This is a genomic window from Planctomycetota bacterium, from assembly GCA_016207825.1.
Classification (GTDB): Bacteria; Planctomycetota; MHYJ01; order JACQXL01; family JACQZI01; genus JACQZI01.
Map to the genome: position 1 here is coordinate 1 of JACQZI010000036.1, position 16,194 is coordinate 16,194.

The 16,194-nt window shown below is 44.6% G+C and carries 12 protein-coding genes; 7 read left to right on the forward strand and 5 right to left on the reverse strand.

All coding sequences use genetic code 11. The features are described from left to right. Positions 1–576 precede the first annotated feature (576 nt). From HY811_11335 to HY811_11350, 4 genes are all read right to left on the reverse strand, one after another. Positions 577–1,797 (reverse strand): 2-hydroxyacyl-CoA dehydratase, encoded by a 1,221-nt coding sequence (locus tag HY811_11335; protein MBI4835392.1) that lies wholly within the window; start codon positions 1,795–1,797, stop codon positions 577–579. 1 nt (position 1,798) lies between these two features. Then, the gene (gene selD / locus HY811_11340; GenBank protein ID MBI4835393.1) at positions 1,799–2,788 is read right to left on the reverse strand and encodes a selenide, water dikinase SelD; all 990 of its coding nucleotides are present in this window, start codon (positions 2,786–2,788) and stop codon (positions 1,799–1,801) included. Between the two features lie 283 nt (positions 2,789–3,071). Next, entirely contained in the window at positions 3,072–3,626 is a 555-nt protein-coding gene (locus HY811_11345; protein MBI4835394.1) for a hypothetical protein, read from the reverse strand. 10 nt (positions 3,627–3,636) lie between these two features. Continuing rightward, positions 3,637–5,064, reverse strand: coding sequence for an L-seryl-tRNA(Sec) selenium transferase (locus HY811_11350; protein ID MBI4835395.1), 1,428 nt, complete (start codon positions 5,062–5,064; stop codon positions 3,637–3,639). Between the two features lie 165 nt (positions 5,065–5,229). On the opposite strand from HY811_11350, the gene HY811_11355 reads away from it, so the two are divergent. From HY811_11355 to HY811_11385, 7 genes are all read left to right on the forward strand, one after another. After that, on the forward strand, positions 5,230–8,469 hold the full coding sequence (locus tag HY811_11355; GenBank protein MBI4835396.1) for a tetratricopeptide repeat protein: 3,240 nt from the start codon (positions 5,230–5,232) through the stop codon (positions 8,467–8,469). Next, complete coding sequence (gene aroA, locus HY811_11360) at positions 8,466–9,752, forward strand: 3-phosphoshikimate 1-carboxyvinyltransferase (GenBank protein ID MBI4835397.1); 1,287 nt, start codon at positions 8,466–8,468, stop codon at positions 9,750–9,752. Before HY811_11355 ends, aroA begins: the two co-directional genes overlap by 4 nt. Before the next feature lie 90 nt (positions 9,753–9,842). Then, a complete protein-coding gene (locus HY811_11365) occupies positions 9,843–11,144 on the forward strand; it encodes a HEAT repeat domain-containing protein (GenBank protein MBI4835398.1) in 1,302 nt (433 codons plus the stop codon). A 189-nt stretch (positions 11,145–11,333) separates the two neighbouring features. Beyond that, complete coding sequence (locus tag HY811_11370; GenBank protein MBI4835399.1) at positions 11,334–12,542, forward strand: aminotransferase class V-fold PLP-dependent enzyme; 1,209 nt, start codon at positions 11,334–11,336, stop codon at positions 12,540–12,542. 2 nt (positions 12,543–12,544) lie between these two features. Then, positions 12,545–12,877 carry a TusE/DsrC/DsvC family sulfur relay protein gene (locus HY811_11375; GenBank protein MBI4835400.1) on the forward strand — a complete coding sequence of 111 codons (333 nt, stop codon included), beginning with the start codon at positions 12,545–12,547 and terminating at the stop codon, positions 12,875–12,877. Positions 12,878–12,888: 11 nt separating this feature from the next. Beyond that, positions 12,889–13,524 carry a hypothetical protein gene (locus HY811_11380; protein MBI4835401.1) on the forward strand — a complete coding sequence of 212 codons (636 nt, stop codon included), beginning with the start codon at positions 12,889–12,891 and terminating at the stop codon, positions 13,522–13,524. A gap of 2 nt (positions 13,525–13,526) precedes the next feature. Continuing rightward, positions 13,527–14,825 carry a (Fe-S)-binding protein gene (locus HY811_11385; GenBank protein MBI4835402.1) on the forward strand — a complete coding sequence of 433 codons (1,299 nt, stop codon included), beginning with the start codon at positions 13,527–13,529 and terminating at the stop codon, positions 14,823–14,825. 19 nt (positions 14,826–14,844) lie between these two features. Here HY811_11385 and HY811_11390 read toward each other — a convergent pair whose 3' ends face one another. Then, positions 14,845–16,077 carry a tetratricopeptide repeat protein gene (locus tag HY811_11390; protein MBI4835403.1) on the reverse strand — a complete coding sequence of 411 codons (1,233 nt, stop codon included), beginning with the start codon at positions 16,075–16,077 and terminating at the stop codon, positions 14,845–14,847. Between the last annotated feature and the right edge of the window lie 117 nt (positions 16,078–16,194).

Consider the following 16,194-nt stretch of genomic DNA (forward strand, 5'->3'; position numbering starts at 1 on the left):
AAAATAAAACGGCTTATAAAAAAGGATTAATCTATCCGTTTTTGGGTGTGGCTATACCACCGTTACTATCATGGAGTCCCTCCGCATATGAGATGGAGTCCAACCGCACTTAAGATGGGGTCTCTCCGCATTAGAGATGGAGTCTCTCTGCATTTGGAATGGAGTCCCTCCGCATTTGGGATGGGGTCTCTCCGCATTTAAGATGGAGCCTCTCTGCATTTGAGATGGGGTCTCACCGCATCTGAGCTGGGGCATCACCGCATTTAAGATGGAGCACCTCCGCATTTGCCATGGAGTCCCTCCGCATTTGAGATGGAGTCTCACCGTATTTATAAGTAGTTAGCCCTAAGTTTAGGGGGGAGTAGCACCACCCCCCTGCCTTCGGCAGGGACGCCCAAATCTATCATGGAATGTATCCCGGCATTCGCCGGGACGTCGCAAGCTCCGTGTGACAGCCCCATCCGCCTAAAACTCGCTTATATTGAAATACAAATCAATATATGCGTTTTTAGCAATAATTATGCAACTACGGAATGACCCAGAAAAACACTGAATTTAAGCAAGGTTTCGTTTAGGTTAATTATGCGTGACCATTTCCAGCATTGCCTGAACGCGCGTTTTCAGCCTGCCGGAATCCGACGGTGAATAGTCCGTTTCCAACTTCAAATACGGCAGTTTGTGCCTGCCTTTCACATGCTTTTCCAACAGAACCGATTCTACATTATATGTATGACACCCCTGCCAGACCAGTTCTATCACCCCTTGCACCTTATATTGCTTAATCAGCTTATCCAACAAATCCAAGCGGCGTTTATTGGGAGTCATTACCGAACATGGTATATGGAAATACTTTTCGGCAATGGCAAGCAAGGGGTCGCTGGTTTCCCGGACATCTTCCTCAATCGGTTTTATACCGGTGCAAGATTCTTGCACCACGACCGCCCCACCGGCATCCTCGATTATCTTCATCACCTTTTCCGCCTCGTGAGGCATGGGCACACCGGTTACCAAGATTCTAGGACGGGATAAACCCCGACGTTCGTCGGGACAGGCAGATTTCCCTGATAATATCTTCTCATACATCCGGAAATCTTCCGGCATGCCGGATATCAGGCTTTTGGCATTGAGTATTTGCAATCCGGAAAGCAAAGGAATCTTTTCCGTGGCAAGTTCCGCTACCTTCCTACGCAGGCGGCGTTCCTCATTCATAACCCTGATGGCTTCTTTCAGCTTGCAATCGGTTATTTCAGTCTTCAACTCCTTTTCCAGATATTCCTTTAGCTTTACTATTTCCGCGTGCCAGTGCTTGAAGGCATCCGGGTCGTCGGACTTCTGGGGAAGTTCCATGACATACATCTTTTTACGCTGGGCAAGGAGTTCAAACATCTTCTTTTTCCCATCGCAGGTGGTCTCGCCGATTAAGAGTTCGGACATTTCCAGGAACGGATTCGCCTTAAGCTTGGCATAGCCATAGGAACTCTTAATCAAGGGACAAAGGCTTGAAGGCAAATCCTCTTCCGCCGCGGAGATAGTCTGGTTGCTTCCCCCGCACATACAGACCGGAACGCCTCCGGCTGCCATAATTATTTCGCGCGGAGTGTATTCGCAAAAGATACCGACTATCTTTTTGTCATGAGCTTTGGCGCTTTGGGCGTATTCAAGGCAGTTGGAAATCATATTGTCAAAATAATCCAAAGGGCTTGAACATGATTCAGCGCTTTTCACTGTTTTGGAACAGCAAGCAGGATTCTTATTGTCCCATCGCGGGGATATGTTGCTACTACATTTATCTGTCATTTTATTTGGTAAGCAGGATATCTTTTTCCTGTTTGGCAACAACTTTCCCAATAATACAAGCATGCTTAACGCCCTGATTATGCAGTTCTTTCAAGAGTTTCTGCGCTTTTTTCTCAGGGACGGACATCAATAATCCACCTGAAGTCTGGGCGTCAAAGGCAATATGATGCATTTCCCCTGGAATGCCATCTTCTATATCCACAAACTGGCTGTAATAATCAATATTAGTAAATGAACCACCGGGCATGATGTTCTCACGCGCGTAGGCTTTGGCTTCCTCAAAGACAGGAAGTTTACTTATGGAAATCTTGAGAGTTACTTTACTTCCACGGGCGACTTCAGAAGCGTGGCCGATAAGGCCGAAACCGGTTATATCCGTCGCGGCATTTACTCCGACCTTTAACATCACTTCCGAGGAGGTTTTATTGAGCGTCGCCATTGATTTGGTAATCTTTTTCATTAACTCATCCGGAATAGGGCTCATGCTATTCGCCATGGTAATAATTCCGATACCCAGCGGTTTGGTTAATATCAGGATATCGCCTTCTTTGGCGGCGCTATTGGTAATAATCTTTTTGGGATGTATAAGGCCGGTAACGGACATCCCGTATTTTAACTCTGGGTCAAGCATGCTATGCCCGCCGACGATGACTGCACCGGTTTCCATAACTTTTTCCGCCCCACCGCGGAGTATCTCCGCTATGATATCGTGGTTTATCTTCTTGGCTGGAAATCCGAGTATGTTCATGATGGTCAGCGGTCTTCCGCCCATGGCATAGACATCACTCAATGAATTCGCCGCCACGATAGAGCCGTAATCGTAGGGGTCATCCACTATGGGCGTAAAGATATCGACCGTCTGAACGAGCGCGGTTTCGCTATTCAAGCGATAGACTCCGGCATCATCCAGCGTTTCCATGCTAACCAACAGGTTAGCATCCTTAAACTTAGGCAGACGGCGCAGGACCTGCTCCGTGTCCTTAGGGGACATCTTGCCCGCTCAACCCACACAGCCGGCGTATTTTGTCAGACGCACTGGTTCGGCCATATTCCTCCTTTAATATTTCGCCACTAAGACAGAGCTACTGCCTCCCTTTAGGGGCTAAGGCACAAAGAAATCAGCTAAATCCGCTTACAAAACCTTATTCATTTATCGTAATAGTTTTCTCAGCTTCAAGGTTTCCGGCCAGCGGAGAGGCATCAAACACTATTTTCATTTTATATTCCTTGGCACCTTTGGGTATTAACCACGAATACCCGTTGCAAGCACCGCCTCACCCATAGGTGGGCTTAATGCCGCCGGCAGGATTACCGTCACTGTCTTCTATGCTTAATTTCAGCTTTTTGTCAATGCTCCCTATGGAGGAAACATCATATCTCTCGCCGCGCGCGCCTATCACAACCGGGTTAACCGTTACCTGCCTTCCCGGCCTGAGTTCAGGCGGATTAAAAGCGATACTCACCTTAAAAGGCTTGCCTAATTTCAGCTCAAATGTTTCCCCCGGTTTAACGGTAAAAGGCACGGCGGAAGAAAATTCGAACGCGGAATAAACATCTCCGGCCGAGATTAAAACGGCCATTCCGCTTTCAATACGGTAACTATCCGCAGGCAGTTTTATCCCGTCAGCAATATTCTCATCGACATATATGGGACGACCTTTTGAATCAACCATCCTCAGATAAGTTATTTTCGCGCCGGGATTGTCCGCATCCAGTGAGATTTTCAATGCCCCTATATTTTCAGAAGGCGTATTGATGATTAACCTCTCGTGGGATTTTTCGCACCCGATAAGCATAACGAAAGCTACAATAATGATTAAATTCCGCATGAGACACCTCCTATAAAATTGATTTCAAAGCCTTTATTATTTCCGCATCTTCTCCGTCAAGGATGGTTCGGAAATCAAATAAGACCCTATCTCCTTTAACTCTGGTAAAAACTGGCAATTCCCTATCGCGTAATTTATCGGCAAGCGCCTGGGCGGAGATTTTATCCAACCTGACCGAAACGGCCTTGGTCGGAATATCATAACCGGAAAGCGAGCCGCTGCCGGGCTGAGAATATTCATCAAGCGCCTTAACTTCCAGTTCCGGTAAAGCGGTCTGCAAGATATTCCTAAAAGATTCGGCTTTTGCCGTAATCGTTTTAATATCCATGGTAAGCATTCTGATGGTTGGATTGGTTCGGAAAAGCGTTTCTTTATTACGGAATAGTTTAAAAGTCGCTTCCAGGGCGATTAAGCTAAGTTTGCCGAGCCGGAAAGCGCGCATCAACGGGTTTTTCCTTATCTTTTCTATATATTTTTTCTTTCCAATGATGATGCCTCCCTGCGGGCCACCCAATAATTTATCGGCGCTAAAGCATATTACATCAGCTCCTGCCTTGATGCTCCCGGAAACAAGAGGTTCATCTTTAAATCCGTAATCACTTAAATCTACCAGGGCGCCGGAACCGATGTCGTCAATCACCGGTATCTTATGCTTTTTGCCCACCTTGACGAGCTCTTCCAGTGGAACATCCGCGGTGAACCCGATTATTTTATAATTACTGTTATGGACTCGCAAGAGCGCCCCGGTTTCCTTGGAGATGGCTTTTTCATAATCCTTAAGATGGGTGCGGTTGGTGGTCCCTATTTCCACCAGCTTCGCGCCGCTGGTAGACATGATATCCGGAATGCGGAACGAACCCCCGATTTCCACCATCTGCCCTCGCGAACAAATCACCTCCCTGCCTTTGGCTAGAGTATTAAGTATGAGAACCGTAGCGGCGGCGTTGTTGTTAGTAATTGTGGCTGCTTCGGCACCGGTAATTTCGCAAATCAGTTCTTCCAGTATTTTATCTCTGCTTTGGCGCTTGCCCGTTTCCAGGTCGGCGGCAATTCTGGTATAACCGGCTAATTCTTTCCCTAATGATTCAAACACCTCGCGCGCCAGGACAGCCCTTCCCAAAGCGGTATGCAACACAATTCCAGCGGCATTTATCGCCCTACGGAATGAAGGCATGGACTTTGAATATAATTCTTTTTCTATCTCGGATACTAATTCATTATTACTCGGAATGTTAAACCCGAATGATTCGGCTTTTCCCAGAGATATAATTTGCTGCCTTAGCGAACCGAGAACCCCCCTTGCAGTATTTGCCACCATGCCGCGGGGAAAAGCCTGCTGAAGGAGTGATATTTTATCCGAGGCAAGCAATTCTTCTGTTGAAGGGATCTTCCTCAGGATTGATTTTTGCCATTGCGAAACGGTTTCTTTTGCCATCATATGTTACGATATATTTTATACTAAGTTTGTCAATAAAAAGAGCGCTGGAATATCCCAGTGATTATCCGGTAAAAGCCAACCCAAATATAAAACAAGAGGCTTTCATAATAAGATATCGTTTATTAAAGGTTGACAATATGAAAAGTTATTGTATGATTGGTTCTTATGAAGATAAAAAATATTTTGCTCATACTTGTTTTAATCACCGGCTTATTTATAAACGGTAAAAACACTGCACGGGCGGAAAACACAGCCGAGCTCAAACGGATACAAAAATTAATCGAGCTCTTGGGGGATGAAGACTGGGAAACCAGGGAGAACGCCACCAACGACCTGATAAACATCGGCGACGGCGCACTTGAACCGGTCAAAGGAATACTGACTCATCCCGACCCCGAAGTACGCCTGCGAGCCAAGCTGATATTTAAAACCATAAAATGGGGAGTTTCCCCCGAACTAAGGAATAAAATAGGCAACGTCATGAACGACTTTGAAGAAGGAACGACCGAGGTAAAACAGCAAATCATTAACCAGCTTATCCAATACGGAGTGTCAGCCGCGCCGATTTATTTTAAAATCTTATTATACGAATCAGACGAAACAGTAAAACAACAGGTTTACAGCCTATTATATACGTATTTAAACGATGCTGAGTTCCTCAAGAAATTACTCTCGGCATCCACGGATTCTTCGGACTACTGGATTAACAGGCTGATGGGAGACAGTTTCCAGCGGACAGCTGATTATACGGAAGCCATCAAATATTATGAAAAAGCATTTAAGGTAAAGCCGGCCGATACTAATTTAGTTCCCATATTGGATTCGGCGTATTCCCAGGGAAAACAATGGGAAAAAGGCATCGCACTATACGAAAACCTGATTAAACAGGGGAATAAACAGGCTTCTTATTATATCCGGCTGGGAGTGATGTATCATAAAGCCGCAAATAAAGATAAAGCAAAGTCGATTTTTGATGATATCCTCTCCACCCAAAAAGCAACGGCTGATGACATCCTTTCAATAAGCCGCTTTTACGAAGCGCAGGGAAATCTTGCCGAAGCCGTTGAATTCTATAAAAAAGGCGCGGGAACTTTCCCGGAAGATATAAATCTGCTAAATGGATTAACCATGTGTTACATGATGCAGGAGGATTATGATAGCGCCATTCCTGCCTTTGAGAAATTATTGAATAAAGCGCCTCCCCTGCCAAACCAGTTTATTTTGGTGGTATTCGAAAACCTGGGGGAATGCTATTACCAGAAAAACGACCTGCAAAAGGCAAAAGATACATGGTGGCGCATGGTTGATACCCAGGAACCACAACTCATGTATTTCCAACAGCTTATAAACGTGCTGGAAAACCATGACCTGACCGAAGAAATAATAAAAGCATACCAACTTGCTTTTAAATCGTTTCCGGATGACAGCGATTTTAAGATAGAATTGGCAAAAACGCACTACCGGCAACAGGATTATAAAACGGCTCTCGAAACATTACTAACCGCCTATCAGGGAACGGCGCCGCACCTGGAAATAATCTTTGAAACTTTTATGAACACCATGCTTTTTAATGATCAGACCGGCACTATTGCAAAAGATTTACTGGAAAAGCACGTATCCGAAAACCAAAACAGCATTTTCCCGAAGCTTCTTTTGGCCAATACCATGGAAAACCAAGGCAAAAAAGATAAAGCGCTGGAAATACTAAACGGGCTTTTAGATGGAAACAACGAATTCTCAGAATTTGAATACCGCAAAACCGGCTTGTTGCTCTACCGGCTTAAAAGTTACGACACGGCAATTTCCCTTTATAATAAAATGCTTTCTTTTTACCAGAATAAAAACAACGACTGCACCGAGGTTTACGAAGCTTTAGGGCAATGTTATTACGCAAAAGGGGATGCTGCAAACGCCCAAAAAACCTGGTTAAAGATAACGGCTGAAAATAAGGCACAGGATTTAGCGGCCTGCCTTTCCCAGGGCAGAATATTCCTGGCACATAAAATGTTCCCTGATGCCCAGCAATCATACGAAACCGCCCTTAAATTAACAAAGGAGCCGGAACAGCTGCGCGGAATTTATTATTGTTTGGTAAAAACATCATTGGCCGGTAAAAACATTGATGAGGCGATTAAATATTTCTGTGCGGCCAAAGAAACGGCGGTTAAAGATGCAGATTATGATATCATGGGTGATTACCTGATTGATATGTCATTGCCGGACCCCGTAACAACCGCTAATGACCGTGACAAACTGATTGACGGAATAATGACGAAAATCGAACAGGATGTAAACAAACTTAAAGAAAAAGATAAAGCTAACATTTTATTATTACTTTCACGCTTCTATCAAGCCCAGGAGAAAACAAAAGAATCTGCCGAATCAATCAAAGAAGCCATCAAGCTGCTTCCCGATAATAAAGACATCCGTTACAGATTGGGATTCATTTATTATTATTCCGGTGCTTTTGACGATGCAGAAAAAACCTACCGGGAGCTGGGCGAAAAAGAACCTTCTAACCCGCTTCCCTTATACCTTTTAGGGGAAACATATAAACAGAAAAACCAGAAACAAAAATCAGCCGATATTATCAATAAAGCGCAAAATATAAGCAGCTCTTACCCGGAAAGCGACCACTTAAACTGGGGCAGCTATCTTAAGCAAATAGGCTTTAATGAAACCGCCCTCTATGAATTAAACCAGATAATACAAATGCCGCCGCAAAACAGCATTAACGACGCCAACGCCTATGAACTGTTAGGGAACCTGATGCTAAAGGATAATAATTTCGAACAGGCTTTGAAATATATCCTGAAAGAACGAAAGATTATCTCTGACAGAAATATCATCCTGATGTATGATATGGATAGATTTTTCAGCAAAGGCTATCACACGCTTTCCCAATACCAGAAAACGGATTTTATCAATTCCTATATTGAATACCTGAAAGGAAAATCTTATTATCAGTCCAATAAAACAGCCGAAGGCAAAAAATGCCTGGAAAACGCCCTGGAAATCCACCCGGGAAATTTTGCCGTGGTTAACGGGTTAATCGAACTTGCGGAACAAAATAAATTCCCCGCACAGGAATTAAAGAAACTGTCCGCTGGCGTGATAAAGTATAACGAGATCCAATTAGAACAAAACCCTTCCGATTCCTACCATTACTATGCCTTGGCGGAAACCTACCGTTTGTTTACGGATAAAACCGATGAAGCGCTGGATTTAATTAATAAAGCATTATTACTGGAACCCGGCGTTTTGGATTATTATTACACACTGGCCGAAATTTATCTCAAGAAAAACGATGTTAAATCAGCCGGGAAAATCGCCCGGACGCTCTTAAACCTGAGGCCCAATCAGGAAACATATCGGAAACTAACGGAAAAGACCAAGGATAAATGAATCTTACCGTCACTAAATCCAGAATCACTAAAAGTAATATAACTATCCCGGGAGACAAATCCATCGCACACCGCGCCCTCATCCTCTGCACGCTTGCAAATGGTGAAAGCATTATCAGAAATATCCCTGATTCAAAAGATATCAACGCTACCCTAAATTGCTTGAAACAATTAGGGGTAAAACTTAAACGAGACAAGCATAATTCCATCCGTATTAAGCCATCTCCTTTTAAACGACCTTCTGCACCTTTGAACACACAAAACTCAGGAACGGCCATGCGATTACTGGCAGGGTTAGTCGCTACTCAGCCGTTTATGTCTGTTTTAACGGGAGGCTGGCAATTAAACAAACGACCGATGGCTCGCATTATCAAACCATTGCGCCTGATGGACGCATTAATCATGGGTAAAAATAAGGATACCCAGGCCCCGTTAATAATAAAAGGAGGGATGCTTAAAGGGAAAAGCCATAAAATGCTAATTCCCAGCGCACAGGTCAAATCAGCATTGCTTATTGCGGGGCTCAAGGCAAAAGGCATCACTCAAATAAAAGAATCACTTCCTACCAGAAATCATACGGAAAACCTGTTAAAAGCAATGGGCGCGGATATAAAAATATCAGGCCTTAACATAAAACTTAATCCGGTTAATAAATTAAAACCGCTTGATATAACACTTCCCGGAGATATTTCATCCGCCGCCTATTTCATCGCCGCGGCAATCTTAATACCAGGCGCTAAAATCGTTATCCACAATCTAGGGTTAAATCCGCGACGCATTGGTTTTATAGAAATACTCCGAAAAATGGGAGCGAAGATAAAAATCAGCTGCCTTAATCAAACCTATTTCGAACAAATCGGCACTTTAGAAGCATCATATTCCGGAACATTACACGCCACAAAAATTGACGGAATTATTCTGCCTTCGTTAATAGATGAAGTTCCGCTCCTGTCCGTTGTCGCAACCCAAGCCGAAGGAATCACCACAATCCGTAAGGCGGGCGAATTAAGATTTAAAGAATCAGACCGCATCTCGGCGGTTGTTACGGAACTAAAACACCTGAAAGCGGATATAAAAGAACTGCCCGACGGCCTCCTCATCAAAGGGAAATCCCCTTTAGAAGGCGCTGTATGCAGCTCCCATCACGACCACAGGATTGCCATGTCTTTAGCCGTAGCTGGTCTTACAGCGAAAGGCAAAACAATCATTCGCAATGCGGAATGTATTTCCAAATCGTTTCCAACCTTTGGGAAACAGTTAAAAAAGATAACGACCAAAGTTTAACAATATTGTATAAAATTAGCTTAAAATATTTCCCTTATTAGTTTCCCATGCTATAATCAGGCTAACAATACGAAGAGGAGAAAACATATTATGCTAAAAAAACTGGTGATTGCCTTTTGTTTAATATTAGTGATAACCGGTTTCGTATTCAGCCAAATGCAACAGCTTGAAATTGAAATCTTCCCTGAACCGGCCGCACCAACCCCATCTACAAGCCAGGGGAACATGTCTACTTGCGCTGATTTCAATAATATTAAAAGCTTATGGACCGCTTCGGTAAACTTTAAACCGGTCGGCAAGGAAGGATTGGAAGAAAAGCGCAAAACCACTCAGCAACAGCTAGATACCTATGTTAAATCGATGGAAAAGAACTCTTTTTCCGGTCGATGGGTAAGAAATTTCCTTGAATCCGAATTCGACAATCTCTTTTTATTTATAGGCTGCCGGGAAAAACTGCTGCAGGATAAAAATATTCCTGAGGACGAATCAATAAACGCCTTTAAAAAAGAATTGAACTTCTGCTACGAAGGCGTTAAAACCCTGGAAACCTTCAAAGAATATGACTGGTGGATGGGAGAAATGATTGAAAACCGCTGCCAGCGCGCTTTCCAAACCGTGCGTAAAACCTCTTTTAAGAAAAAACTTTCCACACTCAACCTAAACACAGAACAATACAAAGAATTCATCATCAAAATAATAGACGGGCTTTTCGATTACAAGCAAAAAATTAAGCCCTCCGCCAAACCGGCAACCCTTGGAAAAACGAAAGAACCATTAAAAGACGTTAAAATTAAAACCCCGAAAGGCCAATGGACTGAACATAAACGAGAAGGTAATGAACTCTTCGAAACAGACATACTGGAAATCACTGCCAAGGAAGAACAGAAAATAATGCTGGCAGACAGGCGCTATATCGTCCTGGAAGCTGAAGCCATCATGACCGGATGGGAAATTTATCCTGCCATACCGGAAACACTGAATAAAGATATTGCCCGCCTGATCGAACTCTTAAACGCCGATGATTGGGAAACCAGGGAAAATGCCACCAATGAGCTTATTTCAATCGGCGAGCCGACTATTTCCGCCGTGGAAAAAGCGTGCGCACATGTTGAGCCGGAAGTAAGAATGCGGGCAAATTATATATTAAAGAAAATCAAACGGGGTAATGTCGACGAACAAGTCCGCGCCGTCTTGGAACCATACTTAAAAACCGGCAGATATCCGAACGGCCAGGAATGGAAACAGCTGACTGAACAATTGCTATCCTTGGGCGAAGCAGCACGCATCATAGAAGTGCTCGAAATAATCCAGGGGGAACAAGCCCAAAACACCCAGCAATGGTATATCATGCAGCAATTCTTGCAAATGATACGGCCCAGAATGCGCAGGTAATACCCCGTGTGCATCTTAATTACCTGCCTACCGTTGCCACGTAACTATAACTTCAGGCATAAACACATCTAATTATTATGAGATTATACCATGGAAATTAAGAACCGGTTTAAGCAAATCAAATTGCTTGACGAAACGTAATATTTCTTTTATAATAAAACATCTTTAACGTTGAAAGTGCGTACTGATATGACTAACATTATTTACCTCGATAATGCCGCAACCACTTTCCCCAAACCCCCCGAAATATACGATTTCATGATTGATTTTTACCGTACAAACGGGGTTAATCCGGGACGGACCGGTTGCGATTTGGCTCTGGCTGCGGAAAAAATGATAAACGATACGCGCCAGATGCTTACTAAGTTCTTCGGCGCAAAAGGCGATTATAACCGCCTGGTATTTTCCTATAATGCCAGTGATTCACTCAACATCATTATTAATGGTGTCTTAAATAAAGGCGACCATGTGGTTTCTACCGTGATGGAACATAATTCCGTCTTGCGCCCCTTGAATTTCCTGCAGAAGGAAGGCAAAATCACGGTCGATTGGGCAAAGGCGGATAAAAAAGGCTTGGTCGCACCGGATGAAATCAAACGCCTTATCCGCAAGAACACCAAGCTGGTCATCGTAAACCACGGCTCTAATGTCGTGGGAAGCATACAGCCGATCAAGGAAATAGGCGCGATATGCCGCGCTAAAGGAATACTTTTTGCCATAGACGCCGCCCAAACCGCCGGCATGGTTCCAATTAACATGGAAGAAATAAATATAGATTTACTGGCTTTTACCGGGCACAAATCGCTTTTCGGGCCAACCGGAATCGGCGGCCTATATGTCCGTGAAGGAGTTGACGTGAAACCATTACGCCACGGCGGAACCGGCGTTCGTTCGGCTTATCCGTATCATCTGGAAGAATACCCCTGGCGACTTGAATGCGGCACGCTTAATATGGTCGGCATTGCCGGACTCTATGCCGGCCAAAAATGGATAGCCAAACAGGGATTCGATAATATCAGGCAACACGAGATGAAACTGGCAAAAAAACTGGTCGAGGGCTTATATGGAATAGAAGGCGTAACCGTTTATTGCCCGAAAAATATGGAAAACAGGCTGCCGGTAATTTCCGTAAATGTTGATGGTTTTGAATCGGCCGATGTCGGGGTCCAGCTTGATGTCGACCATGATATCATCACCCGCACCGGACTTCACTGCGCCCCCAAAGTCCATGAAACCATCGGAACAATCAAAGCCGGCACTACCAGGCTTTCTATCGGACCATTCAATACCATCCAGCATATCGAAACGGCAATAAGCGCCGTTAAGGGAATCGCCCAGGCAGGCTTGCAAAGGGTAAACCAGAATAAAATAGTTTATGAAACATCGCTGGAATCTTAAATATGGAAGAAGGAAAAACAATCATTAAATTGCCCGATGGCAGGGAAATCGAAGTTGATAAAGAAGGTTTTATGGTTCACCCTGAATTATGGAGCGAGGAGATTGCCGTATCCTTCGCCAAACTTGAAGGGATTGAAACCTTAACCGAAGAGCACTGGTCGGTGATAAAATATATCAGGAACCACTATCTGGAAAACGACCTTGCCCCCATGGTCAGAAGTATCTGCAAAACCACCTGCCTGCCGTTAAAAAAGATATACGAACTCTTCCCGGCCGGTCCTGCCAAAGGCGCTTGCAAATGGGCCGGGCTTCCCAAACCTGACGGCTGTGTTTAACCGAAGTATCTATGGAAACCGTTGATTTCACCATTCTTACCGCAATCTTGTGTATCCTCACCCTCGGCATAATGATGCTCCTTACCTTTAGCAAACTGCGCAAGGATTTTTCCGAACCTAAAGGCAGTCCAGCCAAAGGAATTGCTTATGCCCTGACCTTCGGCATGCTCCCGGGCGCAAAGGAAAGCGCTTCCCAACATCTTACCTCATACCTTGCCGGTATCTTATTCCATATCGGGATATTCGCCTCGTTTTTATCTACGGCGATTATTTATTTTGGGCTGAATGATACTTTGATAATTCCCGATTGGCCGCTTTACATACTAATGGGATTGATTGCCATAGGCCTGTTAAACGGATTGGGTTTGCTGATAAAACGGATTATAAATCAACGGCTCAGGGCTCTCAGCCACTTTGACGACTATTTTTCCAATATCCTGGTTAATGTCTTTCTTGCCGCCGCTATGGCCGCCCTGATTGGTAAAACAGAAACCGCTTATAACTTTATGTATCTTATCGAAGGCATATTATTTTTATACATCCCCCTTGGCAAACTGCGCCATTGCGCGTATTTCTTTGCCACGCGGATAATGTTCGGAATGTTTTACGGGCATCGGGGTGTCTTGAATAAAATAAAGGCTGGCTGAAAATGACCGAAAAGAAACCTGATACCGAAGCGGCTTTCAAGAGGTTCAAGGAGCTTCTGGACGCCAAAATCCATATATACATGAACGCCTGCGTCCATTGCGGACTGTGCGCGGATACCTGCCATTATTCGCTGGCTAATCCGGATGATATTGAAATGATTCCGGCATTCAAGATAAATAAGATTACTTCCTTTTACCGCAGGTATCATACCGTTCTGGGAAAACTTATCCCCTTCTGGACAGGCGCCAGAAAACTGGATGAAAATTACGCCAAAGAACTGGTTGATACCGCGTTCGGCAAATGCACGATGTGCGGCCGGTGCGGGATAAACTGCTCAATCGGCTTAAACGCTGGACAGCTGATGCGCGCGGCAAGAACGGCACTGGTGGAAGCCGGGCTTGTCCCGGATTCGCTCCAGGCAACCGTGGATAACGCCGTTAAGACCGGCAACAATATGGCGATAACCGAAAAAGACTTCGTGGATACCATCGAATGGCTGCAGGAAGACCTGCAGATGGAGTTAAAAGACGACAAGGTAAAGCTCCCTATCAATAAACAGGGCGCTGATATAATGTATACGCTTAATCCCAGGGAGCCAAAGTTTTTCCCCTTATCCATCTCCGCCATGGGCAAGGTATTCCACGCGGCAGGCGAAAACTGGACTTTTAGCAGCAAGAACTATGACGTAACCAATTACGCCCTTTTCAGCGGAAACGACCGCGAGGCCCTGGAAATCTCAATAAGGCTCGTTGACGAGGCGAAACAGCTCGGCGTAAAAAAGATAGTGCTGGCAGAATGCGGGCACGGCTTCCGGGCCACCCGCTGGGAGCTAGCCAACTGGAAAAAAGAAAAACTGGATATAGAAATCGTGAGTGTCCTGGAGCTTATGGCGGAATATATAAAGACCGGGAGACTGGAACTTGACCCATCAAAAAATAAGGAACGCGTCACCCTGCACGACCCGTGCAACCTGGTGCGCAACGGCGGTATCATAGAAGAACAGCGTTATATACTGAAGAAAGCGGTTAATGACTTTGTTGAAATGATTCCCAACCGGGCGCAGAACTTCTGTTGCGGGGGCGGGGGCGGAATGCTCGCCATGGGTGAATATTCCGACCGGCGCAAAAAGGCCGGTAAGATTAAAGCCGACCAGATTAAAGCCACCGGAGCCAAGGTGGTCGCAACACCCTGCCACAACTGCATTGACCAACTGACCGAACTAAACACGCTTTATAACCTCGGCGTAAAGATTAAAACCGTCAGCGAAGTCCTTGCCGAAGCCATAGTATTTGACAAATAAATATTCCTGTTTAGCCGCGCTATAACCTTTTAGGAGAAAAGATAATACTTTCACGCTTGGTAAATACAGGTAATGGTGTTATCTGTGACATTGCCTCAGGCTTGTAAGCCGTTTCGCCATGCCCGCTTATGGTCGCCATGAGTTTCTGGTTGAATTCCTTGAGCATCTTATTTTCCGTCTCTAATTCTTTTACCCTGTCTTTTAGTTTCTTTTCTGTAACGGTCTCTTTTGTTCTACCCTTCTTTTTATCCTTCACTTTTACTTTGGATATCGCTTCCATAATCTTTTCCCGCATCTTATCCATCCTTAGTTTTTCTTCGGCCATCTGGAGCGTTTCCTTTGCCGGCTGGTATTCCGGGTTTATCATAAGCGCGGTCTTAAATTCCGCCGCGGCCTTTTGGAAATCGCCTTGTAACGCATAGGCAATGCCCAGATTGTGGTAAGCAGAGTATGAATCGGGCGTCAGCTCTATCACCTTAAGGAAATCACGCTGTGCCTGTTTGAGCGACCGGGTGTAAATATAATTCATTCCCCGGTAGAAATAAGCCAGATGGTTTTTATCGTCGCGGTCTATTAACTCGGAGAATGCATCAATGGCGGTTTCGAATTCGCCCAGCGCGTCGTAAACCATCGCCCGTCCGTAATACGCCTCAATATAATCGGGATTAAGATATATCGCCTGAGAAAGATCTTTAATAGTCTCTTTAAGCATCGCTTTCACATCATCCTCATCACCCCACGGAGCAAGCTCATACTTAACCTCTGAGCGGTGATAATAGGCGTCGGCGTCGTTGGGATTTAATTCTATGGCTTTATTGAAAGCCACCAACGCCTCGCCTGTCATATTCATCTTTTGGTGCACTAATCCCAAATGATACCAGACATCGGAGTTCTTCGGCTCTTCCTTTGAAAGTTCGTCAAATATCTTTGCCGCATCGAACCACTTTTCAGCTTTGTATAATCCTATTCCCTGCCTCATCTTTTTCTGAGTTTCGGTCAGTTCTTTCTCAGGCGGAGGGCCTTTCCTCGCCATCGCCTTTATCTCTTCCATCCGTTTCAGGAATTCCGACGAAGGCTGATAGTATGCCTCTTTCAACCCGTCGAAAATAGCTTCAAGGTCGAAGTATTTCTCCCGGCACGCCTCACACTCTTTGAGGTGCGTGAGCAAGGCATCCATATTCTTGACGTATTTGGATTCACCGCGGGCGTAATCGGTAATATCGGCTTTGAATCTTTCGCAATCTTTTACCATATTTTAGATTATACAATATTTTATAACGGGAGACAAGGATTTAAATTTAAAATTCGGGCTAAAATCTTACTTGACAAACTACAGCTGTTTTGTTAATCTTTCAATATTGTATTACTG

Bases quoted from the DNA above. Each gene is read 5' to 3' on its own strand.
- HY811_11335 (MBI4835392.1), bottom strand. From the start codon at position 1,797: ATGACAGATAAATGTAGTAGCAACATATCCCCGCGATGGGACAATAAG.
- selD (MBI4835393.1), bottom strand. From the start codon at position 2,788: ATGTCCCCTAAGGACACGGAGCAGGTCCTGCGCCGTCTGCCTAAGTTT.
- HY811_11345 (MBI4835394.1), bottom strand. From the start codon at position 3,626: ATGCGGAATTTAATCATTATTGTAGCTTTCGTTATGCTTATCGGGTGC.
- HY811_11350 (MBI4835395.1), bottom strand. From the start codon at position 5,064: ATGATGGCAAAAGAAACCGTTTCGCAATGGCAAAAATCAATCCTGAGG.
- HY811_11355 (MBI4835396.1), top strand. From the start codon at position 5,230: ATGAAGATAAAAAATATTTTGCTCATACTTGTTTTAATCACCGGCTTA.
- aroA (MBI4835397.1), top strand. From the start codon at position 8,466: ATGAATCTTACCGTCACTAAATCCAGAATCACTAAAAGTAATATAACT.
- HY811_11365 (MBI4835398.1), top strand. From the start codon at position 9,843: ATGCTAAAAAAACTGGTGATTGCCTTTTGTTTAATATTAGTGATAACC.
- HY811_11370 (MBI4835399.1), top strand. From the start codon at position 11,334: ATGACTAACATTATTTACCTCGATAATGCCGCAACCACTTTCCCCAAA.
- HY811_11375 (MBI4835400.1), top strand. From the start codon at position 12,545: ATGGAAGAAGGAAAAACAATCATTAAATTGCCCGATGGCAGGGAAATC.
- HY811_11380 (MBI4835401.1), top strand. From the start codon at position 12,889: ATGGAAACCGTTGATTTCACCATTCTTACCGCAATCTTGTGTATCCTC.
- HY811_11385 (MBI4835402.1), top strand. From the start codon at position 13,527: ATGACCGAAAAGAAACCTGATACCGAAGCGGCTTTCAAGAGGTTCAAG.
- HY811_11390 (MBI4835403.1), bottom strand. From the start codon at position 16,077: ATGGTAAAAGATTGCGAAAGATTCAAAGCCGATATTACCGATTACGCC.